This window comes from Pseudomonas sp. W15Feb9B, from assembly GCF_000828175.1.
Classification (GTDB): Bacteria; Pseudomonadota; Gammaproteobacteria; order Pseudomonadales; family Pseudomonadaceae; genus Aquipseudomonas; species Aquipseudomonas parakoreensis.
The window spans coordinates 120,627-141,841 of sequence record NZ_JTKF01000005.1; the positions used below are offsets into that span (position 1 = coordinate 120,627).

20 protein-coding genes are annotated in these 21,215 nt (G+C 58.7%); 13 read left to right on the top strand and 7 right to left on the bottom strand.

Annotated features, from left to right (window positions below; translation table 11 throughout):
* Positions 1 to 5 precede the first annotated feature (5 nt).
* The 4 genes from OC71_RS02845 to OC71_RS02860 are packed head-to-tail and all read right to left on the bottom strand — an operon-like array spanning position 6 to position 3,138.
* Positions 6 to 1,268, bottom strand: a complete 1,263-nt coding sequence (locus OC71_RS02845) for an Nramp family divalent metal transporter (RefSeq protein WP_041063908.1) — start codon at positions 1,266 to 1,268, stop codon at positions 6 to 8.
* A gap of 3 nt (positions 1,269 to 1,271) precedes the next feature.
* A complete protein-coding gene (locus tag OC71_RS02850) occupies positions 1,272 to 1,643 on the bottom strand; it encodes a hypothetical protein (protein ID WP_041063910.1) in 372 nt (123 codons plus the stop codon).
* Positions 1,640 to 2,701, bottom strand: a complete 1,062-nt coding sequence (locus OC71_RS02855; RefSeq protein WP_041063912.1) for an L-dopachrome tautomerase-related protein — start codon at positions 2,699 to 2,701, stop codon at positions 1,640 to 1,642. Before OC71_RS02855 ends, OC71_RS02850 begins: the two co-directional genes overlap by 4 nt.
* The gene (locus tag OC71_RS02860) at positions 2,698 to 3,138 is read right to left on the bottom strand and encodes a cupin domain-containing protein (protein WP_041063913.1); all 441 of its coding nucleotides are present in this window, start codon (positions 3,136 to 3,138) and stop codon (positions 2,698 to 2,700) included. Before OC71_RS02860 ends, OC71_RS02855 begins: the two co-directional genes overlap by 4 nt.
* Before the next feature lie 304 nt (positions 3,139 to 3,442).
* On the opposite strand from OC71_RS02860, the gene OC71_RS02865 reads away from it, so the two are divergent.
* Positions 3,443 to 4,537 (top strand): zinc-dependent alcohol dehydrogenase family protein, encoded by a 1,095-nt coding sequence (locus OC71_RS02865; RefSeq protein ID WP_256198909.1) that lies wholly within the window; start codon positions 3,443 to 3,445, stop codon positions 4,535 to 4,537.
* 11 nt (positions 4,538 to 4,548) lie between these two features.
* Positions 4,549 to 6,027, top strand: a complete 1,479-nt coding sequence (gabD, locus tag OC71_RS02870; protein ID WP_041063915.1) for an NADP-dependent succinate-semialdehyde dehydrogenase — start codon at positions 4,549 to 4,551, stop codon at positions 6,025 to 6,027.
* Here the strand turns inward: gabD and OC71_RS26930 are convergent.
* On the bottom strand, positions 5,982 to 6,488 hold the full coding sequence (locus OC71_RS26930; protein WP_177327898.1) for a hypothetical protein: 507 nt from the start codon (positions 6,486 to 6,488) through the stop codon (positions 5,982 to 5,984). The genes gabD and OC71_RS26930 overlap by 46 nt on opposite strands.
* Before the next feature lie 487 nt (positions 6,489 to 6,975).
* On the opposite strand from OC71_RS26930, the gene OC71_RS02875 reads away from it, so the two are divergent.
* The gene (locus OC71_RS02875) at positions 6,976 to 7,491 is read left to right on the top strand and encodes a cupin domain-containing protein (protein ID WP_041063917.1); all 516 of its coding nucleotides are present in this window, start codon (positions 6,976 to 6,978) and stop codon (positions 7,489 to 7,491) included.
* Between the two features lie 292 nt (positions 7,492 to 7,783).
* On the top strand, positions 7,784 to 8,443 hold the full coding sequence (locus OC71_RS02880; protein WP_041063919.1) for a carbonic anhydrase: 660 nt from the start codon (positions 7,784 to 7,786) through the stop codon (positions 8,441 to 8,443).
* A gap of 72 nt (positions 8,444 to 8,515) precedes the next feature.
* Here OC71_RS02880 and OC71_RS02885 read toward each other — a convergent pair whose 3' ends face one another.
* On the bottom strand, positions 8,516 to 9,229 hold the full coding sequence (locus OC71_RS02885) for an SDR family NAD(P)-dependent oxidoreductase (RefSeq protein ID WP_041063921.1): 714 nt from the start codon (positions 9,227 to 9,229) through the stop codon (positions 8,516 to 8,518).
* A 46-nt stretch (positions 9,230 to 9,275) separates the two neighbouring features.
* A complete protein-coding gene (locus OC71_RS02890; protein ID WP_041063923.1) occupies positions 9,276 to 9,488 on the bottom strand; it encodes a 4-oxalocrotonate tautomerase family protein in 213 nt (70 codons plus the stop codon).
* Positions 9,489 to 9,689: 201 nt separating this feature from the next.
* Here OC71_RS02890 and OC71_RS02895 point away from each other — a divergent pair, with 201 nt between their 5' ends.
* From OC71_RS02895 to OC71_RS02935, 9 genes are all read left to right on the top strand, one after another.
* A complete protein-coding gene (locus OC71_RS02895) occupies positions 9,690 to 10,613 on the top strand; it encodes a LysR family transcriptional regulator (protein ID WP_041064637.1) in 924 nt (307 codons plus the stop codon).
* 96 nt (positions 10,614 to 10,709) lie between these two features.
* Positions 10,710 to 11,144, top strand: a complete 435-nt coding sequence (locus tag OC71_RS02900; RefSeq protein ID WP_041063930.1) for a YeeE/YedE family protein — start codon at positions 10,710 to 10,712, stop codon at positions 11,142 to 11,144.
* A 2-nt stretch (positions 11,145 to 11,146) separates the two neighbouring features.
* Entirely contained in the window at positions 11,147 to 11,566 is a 420-nt protein-coding gene (locus tag OC71_RS02905; RefSeq protein ID WP_041063932.1) for a DUF6691 family protein, read from the top strand.
* 115 nt (positions 11,567 to 11,681) lie between these two features.
* Positions 11,682 to 12,872, top strand: coding sequence for a sodium:proton antiporter (locus tag OC71_RS02910; RefSeq protein ID WP_041063934.1), 1,191 nt, complete (start codon positions 11,682 to 11,684; stop codon positions 12,870 to 12,872).
* 223 nt (positions 12,873 to 13,095) lie between these two features.
* Positions 13,096 to 14,181, top strand: coding sequence for an efflux RND transporter periplasmic adaptor subunit (locus tag OC71_RS02915; RefSeq protein WP_052510577.1), 1,086 nt, complete (start codon positions 13,096 to 13,098; stop codon positions 14,179 to 14,181).
* Positions 14,178 to 17,387 carry an efflux RND transporter permease subunit gene (locus OC71_RS02920; protein ID WP_041063938.1) on the top strand — a complete coding sequence of 1,070 codons (3,210 nt, stop codon included), beginning with the start codon at positions 14,178 to 14,180 and terminating at the stop codon, positions 17,385 to 17,387. Before OC71_RS02915 ends, OC71_RS02920 begins: the two co-directional genes overlap by 4 nt.
* Positions 17,388 to 18,815: an efflux transporter outer membrane subunit gene (locus OC71_RS02925; protein ID WP_041063940.1), complete on the top strand. Its 1,428-nt coding sequence runs from the start codon at positions 17,388 to 17,390 to the stop codon at positions 18,813 to 18,815.
* 67 nt (positions 18,816 to 18,882) lie between these two features.
* Positions 18,883 to 20,223 (top strand): putrescine-ornithine antiporter, encoded by a 1,341-nt coding sequence (gene potE / locus OC71_RS02930; protein ID WP_041063942.1) that lies wholly within the window; start codon positions 18,883 to 18,885, stop codon positions 20,221 to 20,223.
* Positions 20,224 to 20,271: 48 nt separating this feature from the next.
* A complete protein-coding gene (locus OC71_RS02935; RefSeq protein ID WP_041063944.1) occupies positions 20,272 to 21,177 on the top strand; it encodes an amino acid ABC transporter substrate-binding protein in 906 nt (301 codons plus the stop codon).
* The last annotated feature ends 38 nt before the right edge of the window (positions 21,178 to 21,215 follow it).

Sequence of the window (21,215 nt, forward strand, 5' to 3'; positions counted from 1 at the left end):
GTTTTTCAGAGAATGATGGATGCGACCAGCCACAGATTGGCGGCGCCGATCAGCAGGAAGATCAGCCAGGCCATGAGGGCGACCGGGCGTGATATGGCAAAGTCGCCCATCAGTGTTTTATCGCGGGTAAAACGAATCAGCGGATAAACGGCAAACGGTAGTTGTATCGACAGCACCACCTGTGAAAACACCAACAGGTCGCCGACTGCACGATCACCGAGCCAGAGGATTGCCCATAGCGCCGGCACGATGGCCAGCAGCCGGGTGGCGATACGTTGCTTCCACAATGAAATCCTCAGTTGCAGGAATCCTTCGAGCACCACTTGACCGGCGAGGGTGCCTGTCAGTGTTGCGCTTTGTCCGGATGCCAGCAGGGCCAGGGCAAACAGCACTGCGGACAACGCGCCCCCCGTCAGGGGCATCAACAACTGGTGGGCCTGCTCTATACCGCCAATTTCTGTGTGGCCACTTTCATGGAACACAGCGGCAGCCACCAACAGAATCGCGACCTGAACGGCGGCGGCAATCGACAGCGCGCGAATTGTGTCGTGGCGACCGCGGCGCAGCGATTGCGTGACCTGCGTATTGTTGTTGAGACGCCCGGTGGAACGGGCCAGAGCTGAATGCAGATAGAGGTTATGCGGCATGACCGTGGCGCCAATGATGCCCACTGCAATGAACAGCGCCCCGGGCTCAGCCAGCGTGGCCAGTGAAGGAACGAATCCCTGGAGCAACTTGTTTGAATCGAGTGTGATCAGTGCCAGTTCTGCGGCCAAACACATGACAATGATCGTCACCAGTGTCAGGACGATCCTTTGTACGCGGCCATTGGCAGCGCCCTTTACGCCCAGGATGATCAAAGTACTGATTGCCGTCAGCAAGATGCCGATGCTGAGTGGAAGGTTGAACAGCAGTTTAAATGCCAGCGCCGCCCCCAGAACTTCAGCAATATCGGTGGCGATGATGGCTATTTCGGCCATCGCCCAATGCGCGAATGTGAGGGGGCGGGGGTAACGAAGGCGGCAGGTCTGGGCGAGGTCCTGACCTGTGACGACGCCCAGGCGCAGTGCGAGTGTCTGCAACAACATGGCCGCCAGGCTCGACAACACCACCATGAACAGCAGTTTGTAGCCAAACTGCGCCCCCGCAGCGATACCGGTTGCCCAGTTGCCCGGGTCCATGTAACCCACTGCGACCAACAACCCCGGCCCCATTAACAACGGCAGACGCCCGGGTACCGATGATCGTTGGCTGGCCTGTGCTGTCACGGATCAATGCCTCACTGGTCGCGGGCGCCGAAACAAGCGCGCCAGTACCAAAGTGTGAATGAACAGCAGAAGGCCGGTGATCGAGAGCGTCGTGGATACTGTCCCGCTTACCGTTTGAGCAGAGAGCAGACAAACCAGTGCTGCCATCTGCGTCAGCAGGCGCTGGGTCAGGGCCGCCCGCCAAGCACTCGATGCGTCGAAGAGGCAGTTGAGCCAGAGATCTGGCATCGACCTTGAGACCCCCATGACGGCAACCGCCACCAAGGCGTACAGCCAGATGCCGACTCCTGACGTGCTCTCGGTCAATGCAAGGGCGACGGTGCTGATGATGAACAATAATGCAATGACAGTGAGTGCAACACGGTTATGGTTCATGGCGTTTCGCTCAAGCCCATTGGTGCATCCACACGCAGGCGCAACACATGAAACGGTGGCTGGCTGGCATCTTCACCGGCGTTGAGCAACGGGTGACGATGTAATTGGTTGGCCGTGATGTACAACCATTTACCTTGAGCATCGAGTTCGACACCGTCCGGCCAGCCGAGCAATTGATCATCCTGGGCCAGGACGCGGTAACCCGCCGGAGACGCCAGACCGATCGCGTTGTTGGCGATATCGGTCACGTAGATATTGCCCTCGGCGTCGACATCAAAGCCGTCGCAATGCGGCTTTTCACACCAGTACTCAACGGCTTCGACCAACGCTGTCGCGCTGTTGGGTTGGGCAAGACTCTCGGTGTTGATCCGAAAGACCTTGCGTCCCGACATTGAGCCGAAATACACCCAACGGCCCAATGGGTCGATAGCGATCGGGTTCAAGCCGTAGCGATACGGAATGACTTCACCCTCGGCCGTACGCAGGGCCAGCGGTTTGCCAGCAACGAGCAGAGGCACATCGCCGGGCATCAGTCCCGGGTAACACTCTAGCGAACGCCATGACAGACCCGTCTGCAGGTCAACCACGACGATTGCCGGGTAGTCACTGGCGCCGCTGGCGTTCATGGTCATGTCTGCGATATAGATGCGCTGGCGCCGCCAATCGATGACGAAATCCTGAGTGAAGGAGCTTGGACGCAAGACGTTTTGCGGCAATACGATCAGACGGTGCAGGCGTTGCTCACGATCACTCCAGGCAATCAGCCGCGGTTGCTGTTGCTCTGGTTTTCCCATATCGAGTATCCAGACTATGCCTTCGGGATCGGTGCGGATACCGATCACGGCGGACATGCCACGCCCGTCCTCGCGAGGTTTGCCGGCCCATGCCTCATTGGGGTAGGCCCAGTGCTCGCCGTTCTGCGCCACCGCTCGTACCGAAATGTCGGGGGCGATGATGGCCGACACCGAGACGAGAACGCGTCCGTCAGGCAATACCGTGGGATTGCCTGGGCGCTCGACCGGGAATGTCGCGAAGACCTCCAGTGCCGGGCTGTTCATGGCTTTGCCTGCACGAATGATTCAGCGGTGCCGCTGGAGGGGTCGACGAAGATGATGTCGCTCGGATCTCGGCGTGGCGTATCGACCGATACCATGAACAGCGGGTGTTCGAGAATTTTCGGCATGCCGTGAATGGTGAATTTCTTGAAGAACAGCATTTCTCCCGGGCCCACCTCGAACTCTTCACGGTCGCCCATGAAAAACGTAGCGCGGCCGGAGAGTACGATCAGGTACTCGTCACAGGTGGCGTGATAGTGGGCGGGAGTTGGGTGGTATACCCGAAAGACACGGGCACTGGCTTCGTCTTCGTCAGTCAGGCGAGTGTCGACCAAGAGCGTTTCGGCGGTTTCGGGGAACGTCTTGACTATCTCGTCGAGATTGAACGAGGCGTGGGGAGCGGCCTCGACCAGTTTCTTCCGGGTGCTTGATTCGGTCATTTTGAAACCCTCATTCAGGCGTCTTTACGAGACGCTGTGACGTTGTTTGTGGTTTCAGAATAAGCACTGGGTCAGAAGCCGGGAATGCGCTGGTCGTGCACAAGATTTGAGAACTCAAATAACAATTCGATTCAATTGAGTGTCCGCTGGCATAGCGCGCTTTTGCGAATTCGATTCCAAACAGCTGCGCCCGGCGATGCATTTCTGGCTTGGTCGGGCTCCGGCATAGTGATGAACACTCACTATCGAGTCCAGCTGCGTCGGAGACGAAAAGATGCAAGTCAGAGCTGCTGTTCTAAGACACATGAACGTCGCCCCGCCCTATGCCCTGAGCAAGCCGATTTCGATCGAAACCATCGAATTGGCTTCGCCGGGACCGGGCGAGGTATTGGTGCGAATTCGTGCTGCCGGTCTGTGCCATTCCGACCTGTCGGTGATCAATGGTGATCGGCCCCGGCCAATGCCCATGGCACTGGGTCATGAGGCTGCCGGTGTGGTGGAGGCGTTGGGCGAGGGGGTTAGCGACCTTGAGCCGGGGGACCATGTAGTAATGGTCTTCATGCCCAGCTGCGGTCATTGCCTACCATGCGCTGAGGGGCGCCCGGCACTGTGTGAGCCTGGAGCGAAAGCCAACGCCGCCGGGACATTGATCAACGGCTCGGTGCGGTTGAGCGCGGCCGGCGCTCACGTTCATCATCATCTTGGTGTTTCGGCATTCGCGGAATACGCCGTGATGTCGCGCAACTCGGTGGTCAAGATCGACCGCGAGTTGCCCTTTGTCGAAGCCGCGCTGTTTGGTTGTGCGGTGTTGACCGGTGTCGGTGCGGTAGTCAATACCGCGCAATTGCGCGTGGGCTCGACCGCCGTGGTCATTGGCTTGGGCGGTGTCGGTCTGGCTTCGGTGCTGGGGGCAAGAGCCGCCGGGGCGAGCAAAATTATTGCGGTCGATCTGTCAGCGGAAAAGCTCGCTTTGGCCAAGGATGTCGGTGCCACCTCTGTGGTCAATGGTGGTGATCCCGACGCCGTCGAGCAGGTGCTGGCACTCACCGGTGGCGGCGCCGACTACGTTTTCGAAATGGCCGGTTCGATCCGGGCGCTGGAGAACGCAATGAAAATGACCAGGCGCGGAGGGATGACCGTGACGGCCGGCCTGCCACCACCCGGTTCGTCGTTGCCGGTCAATGTCGTCCAACTGGTAGGCGAGGAGCGCACCCTCAAGGGCAGCTACATCGGCACTTGTGTGCCGCTTCGCGATATTCCGCGGTTCATCGAACTCTATCGCGACGGTCGCCTGCCGGTAGACCGGTTGCTGAGCGGCCGGCTCAAACTTGACGACATCAACGAAGGTTTCGACCGCCTGCACGATGGCAGTGCGGTGCGGCAGGTTATTGAATTTTGAGGAGCGACAGCATGGCTGATACCAATTTCCTTTCTACGCTCGAAGATCCGACGCTATTCCGCGAGGCGAACTACATCGATGGCCAGTGGCTGGAGGTGGGTGAGGGGCGCAGCATCGTCGTCACCAATCCGGCCAACGGTAAAGTGCTCGGGCGCGTACCGTCACTGGGCGCGGTCGAGACTGCGCGCGCCATTGCCGCCGCCAGGCGCGCGCAACCAGCATGGCGGGCACTCACCGCCAAAGAACGCGCAGCAAAATTGCGAGTGCTGTTCGAGTTGATGATCACTCATCGTGAAGACCTCGCACGCATCATGACCGCCGAACAAGGTAAACCGTTGTCCGAAAGTCGCGGTGAGATCACCTATGCCGCATCGTTCATTGAATGGTTCGCGGAGGAGGGCAAGCGCGTTTATGGCGACACCATCGCCTCCCATTCGCCAAACAGTCGCATCATCGTCCAGAAAGAACCCATCGGCGTGTTTGCCGCTATTACCCCGTGGAACTTTCCGGCGGCAATGATCACTCGTAAGGCCGGACCCGGTTGGGCGGCCGGTTGCACGGGCGTGTTGCGGCCAGCGAGCCAGACACCTTTCTCGGCGATTGCCATTGCTGTACTGGCCGAGCGTGCGGGTCTGCCGGCGGGTGTTTGCAACGTGATTACCGGTCCCGGCAGTGAGATAGGTGGCGAACTGACTGCCAATCCGGATGTGCGCAAATTGTCCTTCACGGGTAGCACTGAAGTCGGGGCGACATTGCTGGCCCAGTGCGCACCGACGATCAAGAAGACCAGCATGGAGCTGGGCGGTAACGCGCCTTTTATCGTGTTCGACGATGCCGATCTGGACGCGGCTGTGCAGGGGGCGTTGGCTTCCAAGTACCGCAACGCCGGGCAGACATGTGTCTGTGCCAACCGCTTGCTGGTGCAGGACGGCATCTACGATGCGTTCGCTGCCAAACTGAAAATCGCCGTCGAAGCGCTGAGCGTGGGCAGTGGTTTTGAAGAAGGCGTGACAATCGGCCCGCTAATCGATGACAACGCAGTACGCAAGGCTGAAGAGCATGTTGCCGATGCGGTCGAACGGGGTGCCTCGGTATTGACCGGTGGCGAGCGTCATCCTTTGGGCGGCAGTTTCTATCGGCCGACGATTCTTGTGAATGTGCCGAGGGAATCAAAAGTGTTCCGTGAAGAGACGTTCGGCCCGGTGGCGCCACTATTCCGGTTCAGTACAGAGGCACAAGCCATCGAGATGGCCAACGATACCGAGTTTGGCCTGGCTTCGTATTTTTACAGTCGTGATATCGGGCGGATCATGCGTGTCGCCGAAGCACTGGAGTGCGGGATCGTCGGAATCAACGAAGGACTGATCTCTACCGAAGTTGCGCCATTCGGGGGTGTCAAAGCGTCGGGACTTGGCCGTGAAGGGTCCAGATACGGCATTGAAGACTATCTAGAAATAAAATACCTCTGCTTGGGCGGTATTAATCGCTGAGTGTTGAAAAAGATGGCCGCCAGGCCATCTTTTTTTGTCTGCCCCGCTTGAAGTATCTGCTGCCAGTTGTCTTCCCGGTAATCAACAACACCGACAACACCCAGCGATTTCAGTCGCGCATGGTGCTTTTGAGCTGCAGTGGCCCACACCCGATAGCCTCGCTGTACTGCTAACTGCACAAGCAACAGACAGACCGCACCACCTGCACCCACCACTAATACGTCGTCGCTGACCTGGGGTATCTTTTCCAATGCTTGCCATGCGGTAAGCCCAGGACAAGGCAGTGTTGCCGCTATACCGTCATCAAGCGCGGAGGGCACGATTAGTACAATGCTGGCTTCCAGCAAACAGAACTCGGCAAAACTACCGTCACGTGTCAGTGACTGATGATACGCGACGCGCGTACCCGGCTTGATGGAGACATCGGGTCCTGCTGCAACGACCACACCGACGCCGTCCACCCCCGGCACGTGACGTCCTTCCAGCTCGGGTGTCCCCAGTCGACCATTTTCCAGTCTACTGGATTCAGAGCGATTGCTCGGTTGGCAACAAGTACCTCAGACGGGCCGGGTTGCACCAGTGGCTTTCGGGTGAGTTGCAGTCCCTCAATTCCTTTCCCAGCGCTCCAAGTCCAAGCGGCAAAATCAGCATTCATTGTGTGTCCTCAGTTTTAAGCAGTTCGAACCCGTTGCGACCCTGCGACAGTATTCGAGTGGTCTACAATGACTAGCCCTTTAGACTGGAGTATCTCTGTCAGCTAGGTTCAAGAGAACCATGCTTTTAGAAAAGGTGTTGTGAAATAAAATCAATATCCGTCAGCAAGATATTATAAAGCGACCGCCCAATAACGGACTGATAAGACATTGGCTACGAGATCAATTCAACTCTACTAAATGGCTGTTTAGTAGAGCTATCAGCCTATCTGCCTTTCAATCAATGGAGCAGGCCATGAATCGAGGGAAAACAGAGATCGTGGACGTGATTGCTGCACTGGATCTGCAGCCTCATGTTGAAGGCGGCTATTTTCGCAGGACTTTTCAAACAGATCATCGTGCCATGCTGCAAACCACCCGTGGCCCACGTTACTTGGTGACTTCGATCTATTACTTGCTGACTGAAGATTCGCCGGTGGGCCAGTTTCATTTCAACCAATCGGACATCCTGCATTTCTACCATCTGGGCGATCCCATCGAGTACAGCATGATCTCAGGTGACGGCTCGCTTCAAACATTGGTATTGGGTAGCGACATTCTGGCGGGACAGCTTTTGCAAATGCACGTACCTGGTGGCATCTGGAAAGCATCGCGACTGCTTGAGGGTGAACACGGGTTTGGTTTGATCAGCGAAACCGTGTCGCCAGGATTTGATTTCGCGGATATGGAGATGGGTGACAGACGCAGACTGACTGCGCAATTTCCACAGCACCGGATATTGATAGAAAAGCTGACGCGGGATGCTGATTGATGCTCACAAATTTCAGGCCATACCGAGGTTTTGGAAAATGCGGCTTCAGGTGAGCCTCTGGATTGAATGTGGCGTGCAACCGGGCTGATTCGGAAACATCTTGTTACGTGTAATGTATATTATGTTAAATAGCGTATTACGTTACGTCCCTCCTGCACCAATGCCTGTAGATTGCAGACATCAAGTCAAGTACAGCTAACACGCGCAACGTTTGCGATAATACCGGCCACCGCGGCGCGACAGCACATCGAGTGCTTGTGCCCCCATCTGTTAATCGGGTTTGGAGAACTTCATGCGTGACATCATTGACGGCTTTCTGCGCTTTCAGCGCGAGGTTTATCCGCAGCGTGTCGAGCTGTTCAAGCAGCTCGCGACGGCACAAAATCCCAAGGCGCTGTTTGTCACCTGCTCGGACAGTCGTGTTGTGCCGGAACTCCTTACGCAGCGTGAACCGGGCGAACTGTTCGTGATTCGTAACGCCGGCAATATTGTGCCATCTTACGGCCCCGAGCCCGGCGGCGTTTCGGCCACCGTCGAATATGCGGTCGCGGTGCTGGGCGTCCAGGACATAGTGATCTGCGGCCATTCGGACTGCGGCGCGATGGGCGCGATTTCGCGCTGCACTTGTCTGGACCACCTGCCAGCGGTTGCTAACTGGCTCCGTCACGCGGACGCCGCGAAAGCGATTAACGCGGCGCATGAGTTCGATACGCCCGGCGCCAAGCTCGATGGCCTTGTGCGTGAAAACGTGATCGCGCAACTGGCGAATCTGCGTACGCATCCATCAGTGGCCCTCGCGCTCGAGCAAGGGCGGCTGAATCTGCACGGCTGGGTTTACGACATCGAAGCCGGATGCATCGATGCACTTGATGGCGCGACACGGCAATTCGTCCCACTTGCAGATTCGCCGACCACCGTCGCGATCGCTGCTCGCAACGCCCCTCAAATGTGATGGGAGAAGCCGCCAATGGCGGCTTCTTGCTTCAGATTGCCGGTCGCCTGGTTAGCCAGGCCGCCGTTTCCATCAGTGGCCGGCGCTTTGACCACCATCGACGTGCAGGATTTCGCCCGTGACGAAGTGGGCGCTGTCCAGATACAACACCGCTGCGACAATGTCTTGCACTTCGCCCATGTGGCCGACCGGATGCAGGCGGCCCAGTGCGGCGTGGCTTTCCTCGCCATGCATTGGGGTCTTGATGATGCCCGGCGAGACCGCGTTAACGCGGATGCCGCGCTTGGCGTACTCGATCGCCAGGGATTTGGTCGCGGCGTTCATCCCACCTTTGGTCAGCGACGCCAGCACCGATGGCACGCCCTCGATGGCGTGATCGACCAGCGATGTGGTGATGCTGACCACGTGACCGCCCTCGCCTTGCTTCTCCATCTGGGCAATCGCCTGCTGCGACATATGGAAGAAGCTGCCCATGTTGGTGGCCACGGTATTTACATACTCTTCGCGGGTATAGGCCGTGAACGGCTTGGCGAGGAAGATCCCGGCGTTGTTCACCAACGTGTCGATGCGGCCAAAACGCGCTACACCTTCGCGAATGATTTTCTCGGACGTCGCCGGATCGGCAATGTCACCGGCGACGGTCAGGATGTCCGGATCCGATGACGGCTGTATGGAGCGCGAAGTCGCCACCACTTGATAACCGAGTTTACGAAAACCTTCGACGATGCCCGCGCCCAGACCCTGGGATGCGCCAGTGACCACAACGACTTTTTTTGAATGGCTCATGATAATGCCTCGATAGTTTAAAAAAGCGGTTTCAGGTGCCTCAGCATTACCTGGGCTCCACCAGCGACTGGCAGTACTCGGTCGTGGATATTCCTGCGTAGCCCCAGTTATCGGTATCGACTTCCTCGATCACGATGTGCGTCAGGTGCGGGTCTTTGTTGAGCACCGTCTGCATGGTCTGGGTGATCTCGGCGATCACCTGTGCTTTTTGTTCTTTGGTAACGCCGTCACGGGTGATACGAACGTTGATGAAAGGCACGGAAAAGTCTCCAGTTCGCGTCTCATCGGCATGATGAGACCGCAAGTGGAATGAACTCTAAAAGCTGGCCTTGAATGAATAAATGCGCGCTCGGTTACTTCATTTATGACGCCATGTAATGAATAAAAGCCGCGGTCCTCGCCACTGCGTCATCGACCTCGGTATGCTTTGGGCACTTCGCGAATACTCGGTGTGATGAATATGAAGCGTCATTTTGATGACCTGCAGCTAGGAAGCATCGAGCTATTTTGCCTGGCCTCGGAAACGGGCAGTTTCACAGCAGCCGCGCAGGTAGCCGGTGTGACGCCTGCAGCAGTAAGCCGCACGATTTTGCGTCTTGAGGAGCGTTTGGGATCACGTCTCTTCGTCAGAACCACACGCAGCATCCGGATGACTGAACCCGGCCGGGTGTTCTATGAACAATGCCGACAGGCCCTGACGCAACTGGTGGAAGCACAGCAAGAAGTCATGGGCGCTCAATCGACGCCTTCAGGGCGGCTGCGCATCAGTCTTCCGACCACGTATGGGCATCACCGGATCCTGCCGCTTCTGCCGAAGTTTCGGGCGCTTTATCCAGACGTCAGCGTGGATATCCATTTGGGTAACCGAAATATCGACTTTGTGGCGGAAGGCTACGATCTGGCGATTCGGGTCCGAGCTCAACCGGACTCGACCCTGATCGCCCGCTTGCTGGAGGACGCACAACTGGTCGTGGTCGCGACACCTGAATACCTGACCAGAGCCGGCACGCCAACGACACTGGATGACCTTGTCACTCACGAGTGCATTCAATTTGAACTGCCCAGCAGCGGTCGTCGCATCTCATGGCTGTTCGAGGTCGATGGCAAACATCGGGAGGTTTTCACAGAGGGCCGCTATTGCTGCTCGGACGATGTGCTGGGCGGCGTTACTCTGGCCAAACACAGTGCTGGTCTGTTCCAGACTTACCGATTCATTGTCGAGAACGAATTGGCCGATGGGCGCCTCGTCGAGGTACTCCAGCCCTACAATGGGCGCTCCCGGCCTTACACCCTGCTCTACCCTCATGGCCGCTACGTTCCTCAGCGGGTCCGGGCATTCGTCGATTTTCTGCTGCAGCATCGAACCGATTGGGCGGCCACCTGAAATGACGCAAAACACGCCGGCAAGCGAATCAACAGCTCCACGGCACGCGCGGTGATGTTTGGCTTTTAATCAGCACTTCTGTGCAGGAGCTACAAAATGAGCATCGATTGGCTGAACTTTACGCCTTGGACTGCCTTGGGCGGAGGGGCCTTGATAGGCCTGGCGGTCGCGGTATTCGTGCTCGCCAATGGTCGCATCGCCGGCATCAGTGGCTTGATTGGCAGCGTGATGCAATTTGGCAGTGAGGGCTGGAGCGAGAAGGCATTGTTTCTTCTTGGCCTGATGCTCGCGCCACTGCTGTGGGGGGTGTTTGCCGTACTGCCGCAGATCGAGATCAAGGCAGAATGGCCGACGCTGATCATTGCGGGACTGTTCGTCGGCGTGGGCACCCGTTACGGCTCTGGCTGCACAAGTGGTCATGGGGTTTGCGGGATCTCTCGACTGTCTGCTCGATCCATCACGGCAACGATGTGCTTTATGTTCGCCGGTTTTGCAACGGTGTACGTCATTCGTCATGTCGTGGGGGCTTGAAAATGATCAAGCTGAGCGCTTTTTTCGCAGGACTGATCTTCGGCCTTGGGCTGCTCCTGGCAGGCATGGCGAACCCCGCCAAGGTACTGGCTTTCCTGGATGTGGCCGGGGCCTGGGATCCGTCACTTGCACTGGTGATGGGAGGCGCCATCGCCGTGGCGGTCATCCCGCTGAATTGGGCGCGGAACAACAAGCAATCCTTGCTGGGAGCCCCCATGCAGCTACCGATGAAACGGGAGCTGGATGCCCGCCTGATTGGCGGCAGCCTGCTGTTCGGCATCGGTTGGGGGATGGCGGGAATCTGCCCTGGGCCAGCCGTCGCTATTCTGCTTACCGGGCACGGGCAGATCATCGTATTCGTGTTGGCCATGCTGGCCGGCATGTACCTGTTCTCTCTATTGGAACGTCGACACAGGAGCTGATCAGGTAGTTGATTGGGGAATCCTCACATCCATTGATTTTTATCAGAAGACGCTACGAGCAATGAATTAAACCTGCCTTATCCCTTCTCTCTAAACCCGGACAGGCAGGTGACCGATGTATCAGAACCTGGCACTGCTTGCCGCCTTCCTTCTTGTCTATAGCCTGTTTGCCGGACGTTTCGAGTCGCGCCTGCTCAATGGGCCTCTGATGTTCATGCTCGCCGGGCTGATGCTTGGCCCGGCATTCCTGGGCCTGCTGCTGCCCCGGATCGACAAGGACGGCCTCCGGATCCTGGCCGAACTGACCTTGGCAATTGTGCTCTTCAGCGATGCCGCCAACGCTGATCTCAAGGTGCTGAAAGCCCACGAAGGATTACCGCTACGCTTGTTGTTGATCGGGCTGCCGCTGACCATGCTCGGTGGCTGGCTGGTCGGCATCTGGCTGTTTCCGCAGATTCCCTCGATCGAACTGGCCATCTTGGCGACTCTTCTGGCGCCCACTGATGCCGCACTGGGCAAGGCTGTCGTGAGCAACCCGAAGGTGGCGGCATCCGTGCGTGAAGGACTGAACGTGGAGAGCGGGCTCAATGACGGCATCTGCGTGCCGGTGCTGTTGATGTTCCTGGCCCTGTTGATCGAAGAACAGACGCGGTCGCCCGTCTCGCTGGCGGTGGAGCTGGTTGCCGAGGAGCTTGGCATTGGCGCGCTCGTCGGCGTCGCCCTGACGTTGATCGCCTGGTTGTTGCAGCGTTACGCCGGGAAACACCATTGGCAAGCACCCATGTGGTCGCAGCTGACGCTACCCGGACTGGCGCTGGTTTGCTTTGCCACCGCGCAAGCATCAGGCGGTAGCGGGTTTATCGCGGCGTTCGTTGGCGGCCTGCTCGCCAGTTATCTGTTTGCTGAACAAAAGCATGATCTGCTCAAGGCCAGTGAAGAGTTCGCCAGCCTGCTTTCCGTCATTACCTGGGTGGTGTTCGGCGCGCAGGTAATCCCTTGGGCCTGGAGCAGTTTCACGCTGAATATCTGGTTGTATGCAGTGCTCAGCCTGACCGTGGTTCGCGTACTGCCTGTGCTTATCAGTCTGGCAGGGACCGACTTCGACTTCGAAACCCGGCTGTTCATCGGCTGGTTCGGCCCGCGCGGCCTGGCAAGTATTGTCTTCGCCGTGATGATTCTGGACTACCCTCTGCAAGTCGGTCGTACGTTGGTGGCTGTAGCAGCCTGTACCGTTTTACTGAGTGTGCTGCTCCATGGTTTGAGTGCCAACCCATGGGTCTCGCGGCTGGCAAATCGTGTTCTTTGATAATTGTCAGAAATGCCACTGAATGCCGGTGCTAGCGTTGTGATCAACAAATGGCTAAGCGTCTGTCCGAGAAACCTTCACGGAGCAGAATATGGGCAGGAACATGAGTGTTGGCAGGCAACTCGGCTTGCCCGTCGCCATTATCGTCGGCAGCCTGAGCCTGCTCGCCGGCTGCGGCAAAGAACCCCCGACCCTCGCCCGTCAAGCGCCTGATGTCACGATCATGACGGTCACCGCACGCACGACACCGGTGACCTTCGAATTCGTTGCGCAAACCCAAAGCTCCCGCGAAGTGGAGATCCGCGCCCGGGTTGCCGGGTTCCTGGAAAAGCGGCTGTACACCGAAGGCGACCTGGTAAAAACCGGGCAGACGCTGTTTCAGATGGACCGCAAGCCCTTTGAAGCTTCGTTGCTCTCGGCCCAGGGGCAACTGGCTCAACAGCAGGCACGCTGGGAGGTGGCCAAAGCCACCCTCGCCCGTGTCCGGCCGCTGGCGGCGCAGAATGCTGTCAGCAAGATGGACCTGGACAATGCTGTCGGCGATGAGCGTCAGACCAGAGCCGCCGTGCTGGCCGCCGAAGGGTCGGTGCGAACCGAACAGCTGAACCTCAGTTACACCACCATCGCCTCCCCGCTTACCGGTCTTTCAAGCTTTGCCAAAAAGCAGGAAGGCAGTTACGTCACACCCGGTGAGTCCGGACTGCTGACCACCGTCTCGCAGATGGACCCGATCTACGTCAACTTCAGTCTTTCGGAAAACGAGACGCTCAAGTTCCGCGAAGAGATTGCTTCCGGGCACCTCATATTCCCGCTGCGCAGTGAATTTGTCGTGGAAGTGGTATTGGCCGACGGCTCGGTGCTGCCCGAACAGGGGCGACTGAATTTTGCCGCGCCCTCCTACAGTCAGGACACCGGCACCTTTCTGGTCCGCGCCGTGGTCGCCAATCCCAACGGCCAATTGCGTCCCGGCCAGTTCGTGCGGGCGCGGGCCATCGGCGCTACCAGGCCGAACGCCATCGTCGTACCGCAAAAAGCCGTTCTGGAGGGGGCCAAGAGCCACTTCGTCTGGGTGATCAATGCTGCGGGCAAGCCCGAGCAACGAGTGGTCGAAGTGGGTGATTGGCACGGCGATGACTGGTTCATTACCCAAGGGTTGCAGGCCGGTGAACGGATCGTGGTCGACGGTGCGATCAGAGTCACGCCCGGAGGGCCGCTGAACATCATTGCCCCTCCTGCCCCGCCAGCTAACCAGACGCCGACAAAACCGATGGCTGCCAGCACGCAGCAAGACACCGGGCACAGCCCATGAGTATTTCCCACTACTGCATTGATCGGCCCATTTTCGCTTCGGTGATCTCAATCATCATCACCCTGGCCGGCGCGGTGGCCATGGCCAAATTGCCGGTGGCCCAGTACCCGGATATTACCCCACCGCAAATTACCGTTTCGGCAACCTACCCCGGCGCCGATGCCCAGGTGGTGGCCAATAACGTGGCAGCGCCGATCGAGCAACAGGTCAACGGCGCCGACAATATGATCTACATGAACTCGTCGAGCTCGGCGACGGGGAACATGACCCTCAACGTGTTCTTCGAGATTGGCACCGACCCGTCCCTTGCCCAGGTCGATGTGCAAAACCGCGTCAATCTGGCCTTGCCGCAACTGCCCTCCGCCGTCCAGAGCCAAGGCATTCAGGTACAGAAAAAATCTTCCGCGTTCATGATGGTGCTTGCCGTGTATTCTGCCGGCGAGCGCTATGACAGCACCTATGTCGCCAACTACGCGAACCTCTACATTCTGGATGCAATCAAGCGCATTCCGGGGGCCAACCAGGCGAGCATTTTCGGCACGCCGGACTACGCCATGCGGATCTGGCTCAAACCCGATCGCATGGCGCAACTGGGCATCACCGCCGCTGACGTACAGACAGCGGTCGCCAATCAGAATCAGCAATTCGCCGTCGGCCGTGTCGGGCAATCGCCGACCGGCCAGGCCGTGGAGCAATCGTTCGCGGTGACCACCAAGGGCCGCCTGACGGAGCCTGCGGAGTTCGAGAACATCATCTTGCGCGCCAGCAACGACGGCGCGGCCATCGTCCGCCTGAAGGATGTAGGGCGCGCCGAACTCGGGCAGAAGGACTATTCGCTGCGCAGCACCTATCAGGGACGTCCCGCCACGCTGATCGCGGTGTATCAGCAACCGGGGGCAAACGCCCTCGATGTCTCGGCAGCGGTGACGTCGACCCTGGCACAAATGAAAACGACATTTCCCGAAGGGATCGAATACAAGATCGTGATGGACACTACCGCGTTCACCCGCGCATCGATTTCCGAGGTGATTCACACCTTTTTCGAAGCGCTGGTGCTGGTGGTCGTGGTGGTGTTCATCTTTCTGCAGAGTCTGCGCGCCACGCTGATCCCGGTACTCGCCGTACCGGTGTCGATTGTCGGCACCTTTATCGGCATGTCCGCCCTGGGATTTTCGGTGAATATGCTGACGCTGTTCGGCATGGTGCTGGCGATCGGCATCGTGGTCGACGACGCGATCGTGGTGATTGAAAACGTCGAACGCAATATGCACGTACACAAGATGAACCCCAAGGACGCCGCCAAACGCGCCATGGATGAAGTGGCCGGCCCGGTGGTCGCGATCGTGCTGGTGTTGTGTGCGGTGTTCGTGCCGGTGGCTTTCATGGGGGGCATCACCGGGCAGCTCTACAAACAGTTTGCGATCACCATCGCCATCTCCGTGGTGATCTCCGGCTTGGTAGCGTTGACGCTTTCACCGGCCTTGGCCGCCCTGCTGCTCAAACCTCACCAAGGCGAAAAGAACGCTTTTTTCCGCTGGTTCGAACGTAGCTTCGAGCGGATGACCGAAGGCTATTCGCGTGCCGTGGCGTTCATGATCAAACGCTTTGTGCTGGCGTTGCTGCTGTTCGCCGGCATGATCGTTTTGATTGCGCTGATGGCGCAGCGCATTCCCAGTGCCTTTCTGCCACCGGAGGATCAGGGGTATCTGCTGGGCGCGCTGATCATGCCCGATGCCGCCAGCCTGGATCGCACCGCTGAAGTGGGCAAGGTCGCCAGTGATTTCTTCATGCATGACGAGGCCGTCGAGGGTGTCGCAATCGTTAACGGCTACAGCCTGCTCGATGGCCAGAACAAGAACAATGCCGGTGCCTTTTTCGTCGGGTTCAAGGATTTCGAAGAGCGTTACAAGGACTCGCAAACCATCAAGGAACAGAGTGCTCCAGCGCTCATCCAGAAAGCGGCCCGGGCCTTTTCCACAGTACAGGGCGGGATCATTTTGCCGGTCAACCCGCCATCCATACCGGGCCTCGGTACCACGGGCGGCATGGAGGTGTGGGTTCAAAGCAAGGGCGACGCCAGCGTCGGGCAACTGGCCGAGATGGTCGGCATGCTTGTCGCAAAAGCCAGGCAGCGTCCGGAACTCGGCGCCATCACCTCGACCTTCAATGTGTTTTCCCGGCAATTGCTGGTCGATGTCGACCGCGAAAAGGCCGAGACGCTGGGGGTGCCGGTGGAAGACGTGTACAGCACCATGCAAACCATGTTCGGTTCTCTGTATGTGTCTCAATTCAACAAGTTCAGCCGTCTGTGGCAGGTGATTCTGCAGGCTGAACCGAGCTACCGACTCAAGGCTGAAGACTTGCAGCAGATTTATGTGCGCAGCAAGAACCTGGGGATGGTGCCGCTCAAAGCGCTGCTGACCACCCGCTACGTCACCGGCCCCGACCTGCTGACGCGCTTCAACAACTTCCCGGCAGTCAAGCTCACCGCCAACGCCGCGCCCGGCTACAGCTCCGGTCAGGCACTCAAGGCGCTGGAAGAGATCAGCGCTGAAATCATGACCAATGACTATGCCTTGGCCCTGAGTGGCGAGGCCTTCGAGGAGAAAAAAAGCGGGGGCGCTTCCTCTCAGGTGTTCATCTTCGGCCTGGTCATGGTGTTCCTGATCCTGGCCGCGCAGTACGAAAAATGGTCCCTGCCCGTCGGGGTATTGCTGGCGGTGCCCTTTGCGTTGTTCGGTGCCCTGCTCGCGGTACTGATTCGCGGGTTGAGTAACGATGTTTACTTCCAGATCGGCTTGACCATGCTGGTCGCCCTGGCCGCGAAGAATGCCATCCTTATTTTCGAATTTGCGGTACTGAACCGGGAAAGCGGCATGTCTGCCTACGATGCGGCAATGACCGCCGCCAGGGAGCGGCTGCGGCCTATCGTGATGACGTCCCTGGCGTTCATTCTGGGGTGTGTCCCATTGGCCATTGCCGTCGGCGCATCGGAAAACAGCCGACACTCGATCGGCACAGGTGTCATCGGCGGGATGTTGGCGGCAACAGTCATCGCCATTTTCTTCATCCCGCTGTTCTACTACCTGGTTGAACGCTTGACCGAGAAAAAAGGCGCGCCGCAACAGACCACCCCGCCGCCTTCGCTCACATCGCCCGGAGAGATCCCCGGTGGCGCTCCCCTGCACAGACACGAGGGGGAATGAATGCGCACATGCCATTTGTCGTGGTTGATTTGTCTGGGGCTCAGCGGCTGCATGCTCGGCCCGGATTACCAGCGCCCGGCCACCGACACCCCGCCGGCCTATCGTTACGCAGAGCAAGAGGCCAACGACCTGTCCAACGCGTTGTGGTGGGAACAGTTCAACGATCCGGTGCTCAATGACTTGATCCGCAGCGCGCTGGCGCAAAACAAAGACATCAAGATCGCCGCCGCCCGGGTCGAGGAGTTTCAGGGCCGTTACGGTGTGGCGCGTTCGCAGCTGTTTCCGCAAATCGGCGCCGCCGCGCAAGGCAGTCGTTCCCGCGCGCCACGCGACAATGGCCCGGTACCGCTGGACTCCAGCGTCGACCCGATTTACCAGAATTATCAGGCCACCCTGAGTGTGAGCTGGGAGCTTGACGTCTGGGGGCGCTTGCGGCGACTCAATGAGTCGGCGCGGGCTGACTTGCTGGCCTCGGAAGAAGGTCGGCGGACGGTGATACTCAGCCTGGTCTCGTCGGTGGCATCGAGTTACATCGCGCTGCGCGATCTTGACCGCCAACTGGAAATCGCCCGCACCACGGCCAAGGCCCGTGGCGACTCCTACGAAATCTTCAAGCTGCGTTTCGGTGCCGGGACCATTTCTGAAATGGAATTGGCGCAAAACCTTTCGGAATTCCAGCGCACCCAGGCATCCGTTGCGCAATTCGAGTCACTGGTGGCGCAACAGGAAAACAATCTGGCGGTGCTGCTTGGGCGCAATCCAGGGCCGATCATCAGAGGCCGTGAGCTGACACAACTGTCGCTGCCATCGGTGCCCGCCGGGCTGCCTTCGGACTTGCTTGAGCGCCGCCCCGATTTGCGGCAAGCCGAGTTGAATCTGGTTTCCGCCAACGCCCGAATCGGTGCGGCCAAGGCACTGTATTTCCCGACGATATCGCTGACCGGATTGTTGGGCTCGGTCAGTAACCAACTGTCCAACCTGTTCACCGGGCCGGCCGCCACCTGGTCTTACGGGGTCGCGGCCAGCATGCCGCTCTTCACCGCTGGCGGGATCGCCGGCCAGGTGCAACAGGCCGAGGCCGTTCAAAAACAAACCTTGCTGGCTTACCAACAGTCGATCCAGTCAGCCTTCAGGGATGTTGAAAACGCCCTGGTTGCCGCGAGCAAATCCCGCGAGCAAATGACTTCTCAAGGCAATCAGGTCGAAGCCTTGCGCACCTACACCCGGTTTGCCCGGCTGCGTTACGACAACGGCTATACCAGCTACATAGAAGTGCTGGATGCCGAGCGCAGTCTGTTCGACGCCGAGCTGACCTACACCCGGACCCGGGGTTCGGTGTTCACCGCCATGATCGATGTTTACAAGGCAACAGGCGGAGGCTGGATAAACAAGGCAGACACGTTGACCTCAACCGTCGGCGAACATTGACCATGACCACGCTGCAGTGCGTTCAAGGGCTGGGCGCGGATGCACTTCGCCGATCGAGGGGGTTTCGATGACCGACACCAACAAGAAAATGAGCCTGACGGGACTCACCACTTTGGTGACCGTCAACATGATGGGCTCGGGCATCATCATGTTGCCGACCAGCATGGCGCAACTCGGGGCGGTCTCGCTGTTGTCATGGATCGTCACTGCTGTCGGCTCCATGGCCATTGCATATTGTTTTTCCCAGTGCGGCATCTTCTGTCTGCGCTCGGGCGGCTTATCCGCCTACACCGAAGAGGCGCACGCAAAGTCGGGATTCTTCCTCTGCTCGTATCTGTATTTCCTGTCACTGGCCATCGCCAACGTGGCGGTGGCCATCTCCGCAGTGGGATACATGACGTCGTTCATGCCTTGGCTGGGAAGCGGCGCCATTCCTTTGTTCATCGGAACGGTCGGCTTGCTCTGGATAACCACCGTGGCAAATTTTGGCGGCCCCGGCGTTACCGGCAAGATCGGTGCGATTACGGTCTGGGGCGTGATCATCCCGGTCGCCGGCTTGTGCCTTATCGGATGGTTCTGGTTCAAACCCGATCTGCTGATCGCCGCCTGGAACCCTTACAACCTGCCCATTTCCGAAGCGATCAGCAAAGCAATTCCGCTGACACTCTGGGCCTTTCTCGGCATGGAATCGGCCGCCCAGGCCTCTGACGCGGTGGAAAACCCCACGCGTACGGTGCCGCTGGCCTGCCTGTTCGGCACACTGGGAGCGGCGGTTGTCTACGTGCTCTCGACGACCGTCATTCAGGGGATCATTCCCAATGCCGAGCTGGCTAACTCGTCCGCGCCGTTCGCGCTGGTTTATGCGCATATGTTCAACCCGACGGTCGGCCACATCATCATGGCGTTGGCAGTGATGGCATGCGTGGGCTCGCTGTTGGGCTGGCAGTTCACCCTGGCGCAAACCGCCAAGATGACGGCTGACCAGGGCATGTTCCCCAAACTGTTCTGCAAGGTCAGCGCCCGCAATGCCCCCATCGTCGGGATGCTGGTCTGCGGCGTGCTGCAGACCTTGATGGCGCTGTCGACCATTTCGCCGAACGCCAGTGCGCAGTTCGGCAAACTGGTCAGCCTCGCCGCAGTGACCAACCTGATTCCCTATGTAACAGCGGCCACCGGGCTGCTGGTCATGATGTACAAAGCCAAGGTCAGTGCCAGCGTGTACACCCGCAATACCTTGCTGTTGGTGGTGGCCGTGGCGTACTCCCTCTACGCGTTGTATGCCTGCGGCAAAGATGCGGTGTTCGGCGGCATTCTGGTTCTGGTGTTCGGCTACCTGCTCTACGGCTTCCTTGCCAAACGTTTTGTCGACGTGCCTGTGCCGGTTCACCCCCGGGCCGACAATCCTTGACCGCCGTCATCGTGACGGCTCAGACAGCTGAATTCGAGGAACCCGCACATGAACGTGAAACTGAGCAAATCCCACCCGCTGCTACTCGTCTGCCTACTGACGCTATTGCCAGTCATGGCCCACGGCAGCACGCTTGAGCGCATCCGCACGAGCCACACGTTCACTCTCGGTTACTTGCCGGACTTCGCGCCATTCAGCGAGCAGGTCGCGGATAAAGCCAGCGGATATGCCATCGACCTCTGTTTGAAAATCGCCGAAAAGGTCAAAAGCGAACTGGCGTTGCCCACGCTGAAGATTGCGTACCAGCCTGTGTCCCTGAACGACGAAATCAATGCCGTCAATTCGGGGAAAATCGACATTCTCTGTACACCGACCCCTCCGACACTGGCGCGGCGCTCGCAGGTCAGCTACTCGGTGCCGGTCTACACCGCCGGTCTCTCGGCCGTGGTGCGCGAGGACGCCTCCCAGCCGTTGCTTAATGTGCTCAATGGCAAGGTGTCCCATACCGGGCCAACGTGGCGTGCCACCGCGAACCTTGGGCTGTCCAATCAAACGTATGCTGCCATCGCCGGCGGTGTGACCGAGGCGTGGATACACCAGCAGATGCGTTTGCTCGGCGTGGTGGCCACGCTGGTCACGGTGGAGAATGCCGATGCAGGCCTCAAACAGGTTGCCGATGGTAAAGCCAGTGCGTTCTTTGCTGAGCGCATGGTGCTCAAGCATCTGTTGAGCAGGAATGACCCGGAAGGTCACCTGGTGCTGCTGGAGCGGATTTTCGAGTACGCGCCGACGGCCATGGCACTGGATCGAAACGACGAAGATTTCCGCCTGCTGGTCGACACTGCGTTGAGTGAAATGTACCGCGCTGGCGACATCGAGCAGGCGTACGACAAATACCTGGATGGCGCCGGCGAAGCGGCGAAGAAGCTGTTCAAGATCTACGCGCTACCTTGAGGGCGAGGCCACCAGAATCGGGGGCGCTCAACAGGCCT

Bases quoted from the DNA above. Each gene is read 5' to 3' on its own strand.
- OC71_RS02850 (WP_041063910.1), bottom strand. From the start codon at position 1,643: ATGAACCATAACCGTGTTGCACTCACTGTCATTGCATTATTGTTCATC.
- OC71_RS02855 (WP_041063912.1), bottom strand. From the start codon at position 2,701: ATGAACAGCCCGGCACTGGAGGTCTTCGCGACATTCCCGGTCGAGCGC.
- OC71_RS02860 (WP_041063913.1), bottom strand. From the start codon at position 3,138: ATGACCGAATCAAGCACCCGGAAGAAACTGGTCGAGGCCGCTCCCCAC.
- OC71_RS02865 (WP_256198909.1), top strand. From the start codon at position 3,443: ATGAACGTCGCCCCGCCCTATGCCCTGAGCAAGCCGATTTCGATCGAA.
- gabD (WP_041063915.1), top strand. From the start codon at position 4,549: ATGGCTGATACCAATTTCCTTTCTACGCTCGAAGATCCGACGCTATTC.
- OC71_RS02875 (WP_041063917.1), top strand. From the start codon at position 6,976: ATGAATCGAGGGAAAACAGAGATCGTGGACGTGATTGCTGCACTGGAT.
- OC71_RS02880 (WP_041063919.1), top strand. From the start codon at position 7,784: ATGCGTGACATCATTGACGGCTTTCTGCGCTTTCAGCGCGAGGTTTAT.
- OC71_RS02885 (WP_041063921.1), bottom strand. From the start codon at position 9,229: ATGAGCCATTCAAAAAAAGTCGTTGTGGTCACTGGCGCATCCCAGGGT.
- OC71_RS02895 (WP_041064637.1), top strand. From the start codon at position 9,690: ATGAAGCGTCATTTTGATGACCTGCAGCTAGGAAGCATCGAGCTATTT.
- OC71_RS02900 (WP_041063930.1), top strand. From the start codon at position 10,710: ATGAGCATCGATTGGCTGAACTTTACGCCTTGGACTGCCTTGGGCGGA.
- OC71_RS02905 (WP_041063932.1), top strand. From the start codon at position 11,147: ATGATCAAGCTGAGCGCTTTTTTCGCAGGACTGATCTTCGGCCTTGGG.
- OC71_RS02910 (WP_041063934.1), top strand. From the start codon at position 11,682: ATGTATCAGAACCTGGCACTGCTTGCCGCCTTCCTTCTTGTCTATAGC.
- OC71_RS02915 (WP_052510577.1), top strand. From the start codon at position 13,096: ATGACGGTCACCGCACGCACGACACCGGTGACCTTCGAATTCGTTGCG.
- OC71_RS02920 (WP_041063938.1), top strand. From the start codon at position 14,178: ATGAGTATTTCCCACTACTGCATTGATCGGCCCATTTTCGCTTCGGTG.
- OC71_RS02925 (WP_041063940.1), top strand. From the start codon at position 17,388: ATGCGCACATGCCATTTGTCGTGGTTGATTTGTCTGGGGCTCAGCGGC.
- potE (WP_041063942.1), top strand. From the start codon at position 18,883: ATGACCGACACCAACAAGAAAATGAGCCTGACGGGACTCACCACTTTG.
- OC71_RS02935 (WP_041063944.1), top strand. From the start codon at position 20,272: ATGAACGTGAAACTGAGCAAATCCCACCCGCTGCTACTCGTCTGCCTA.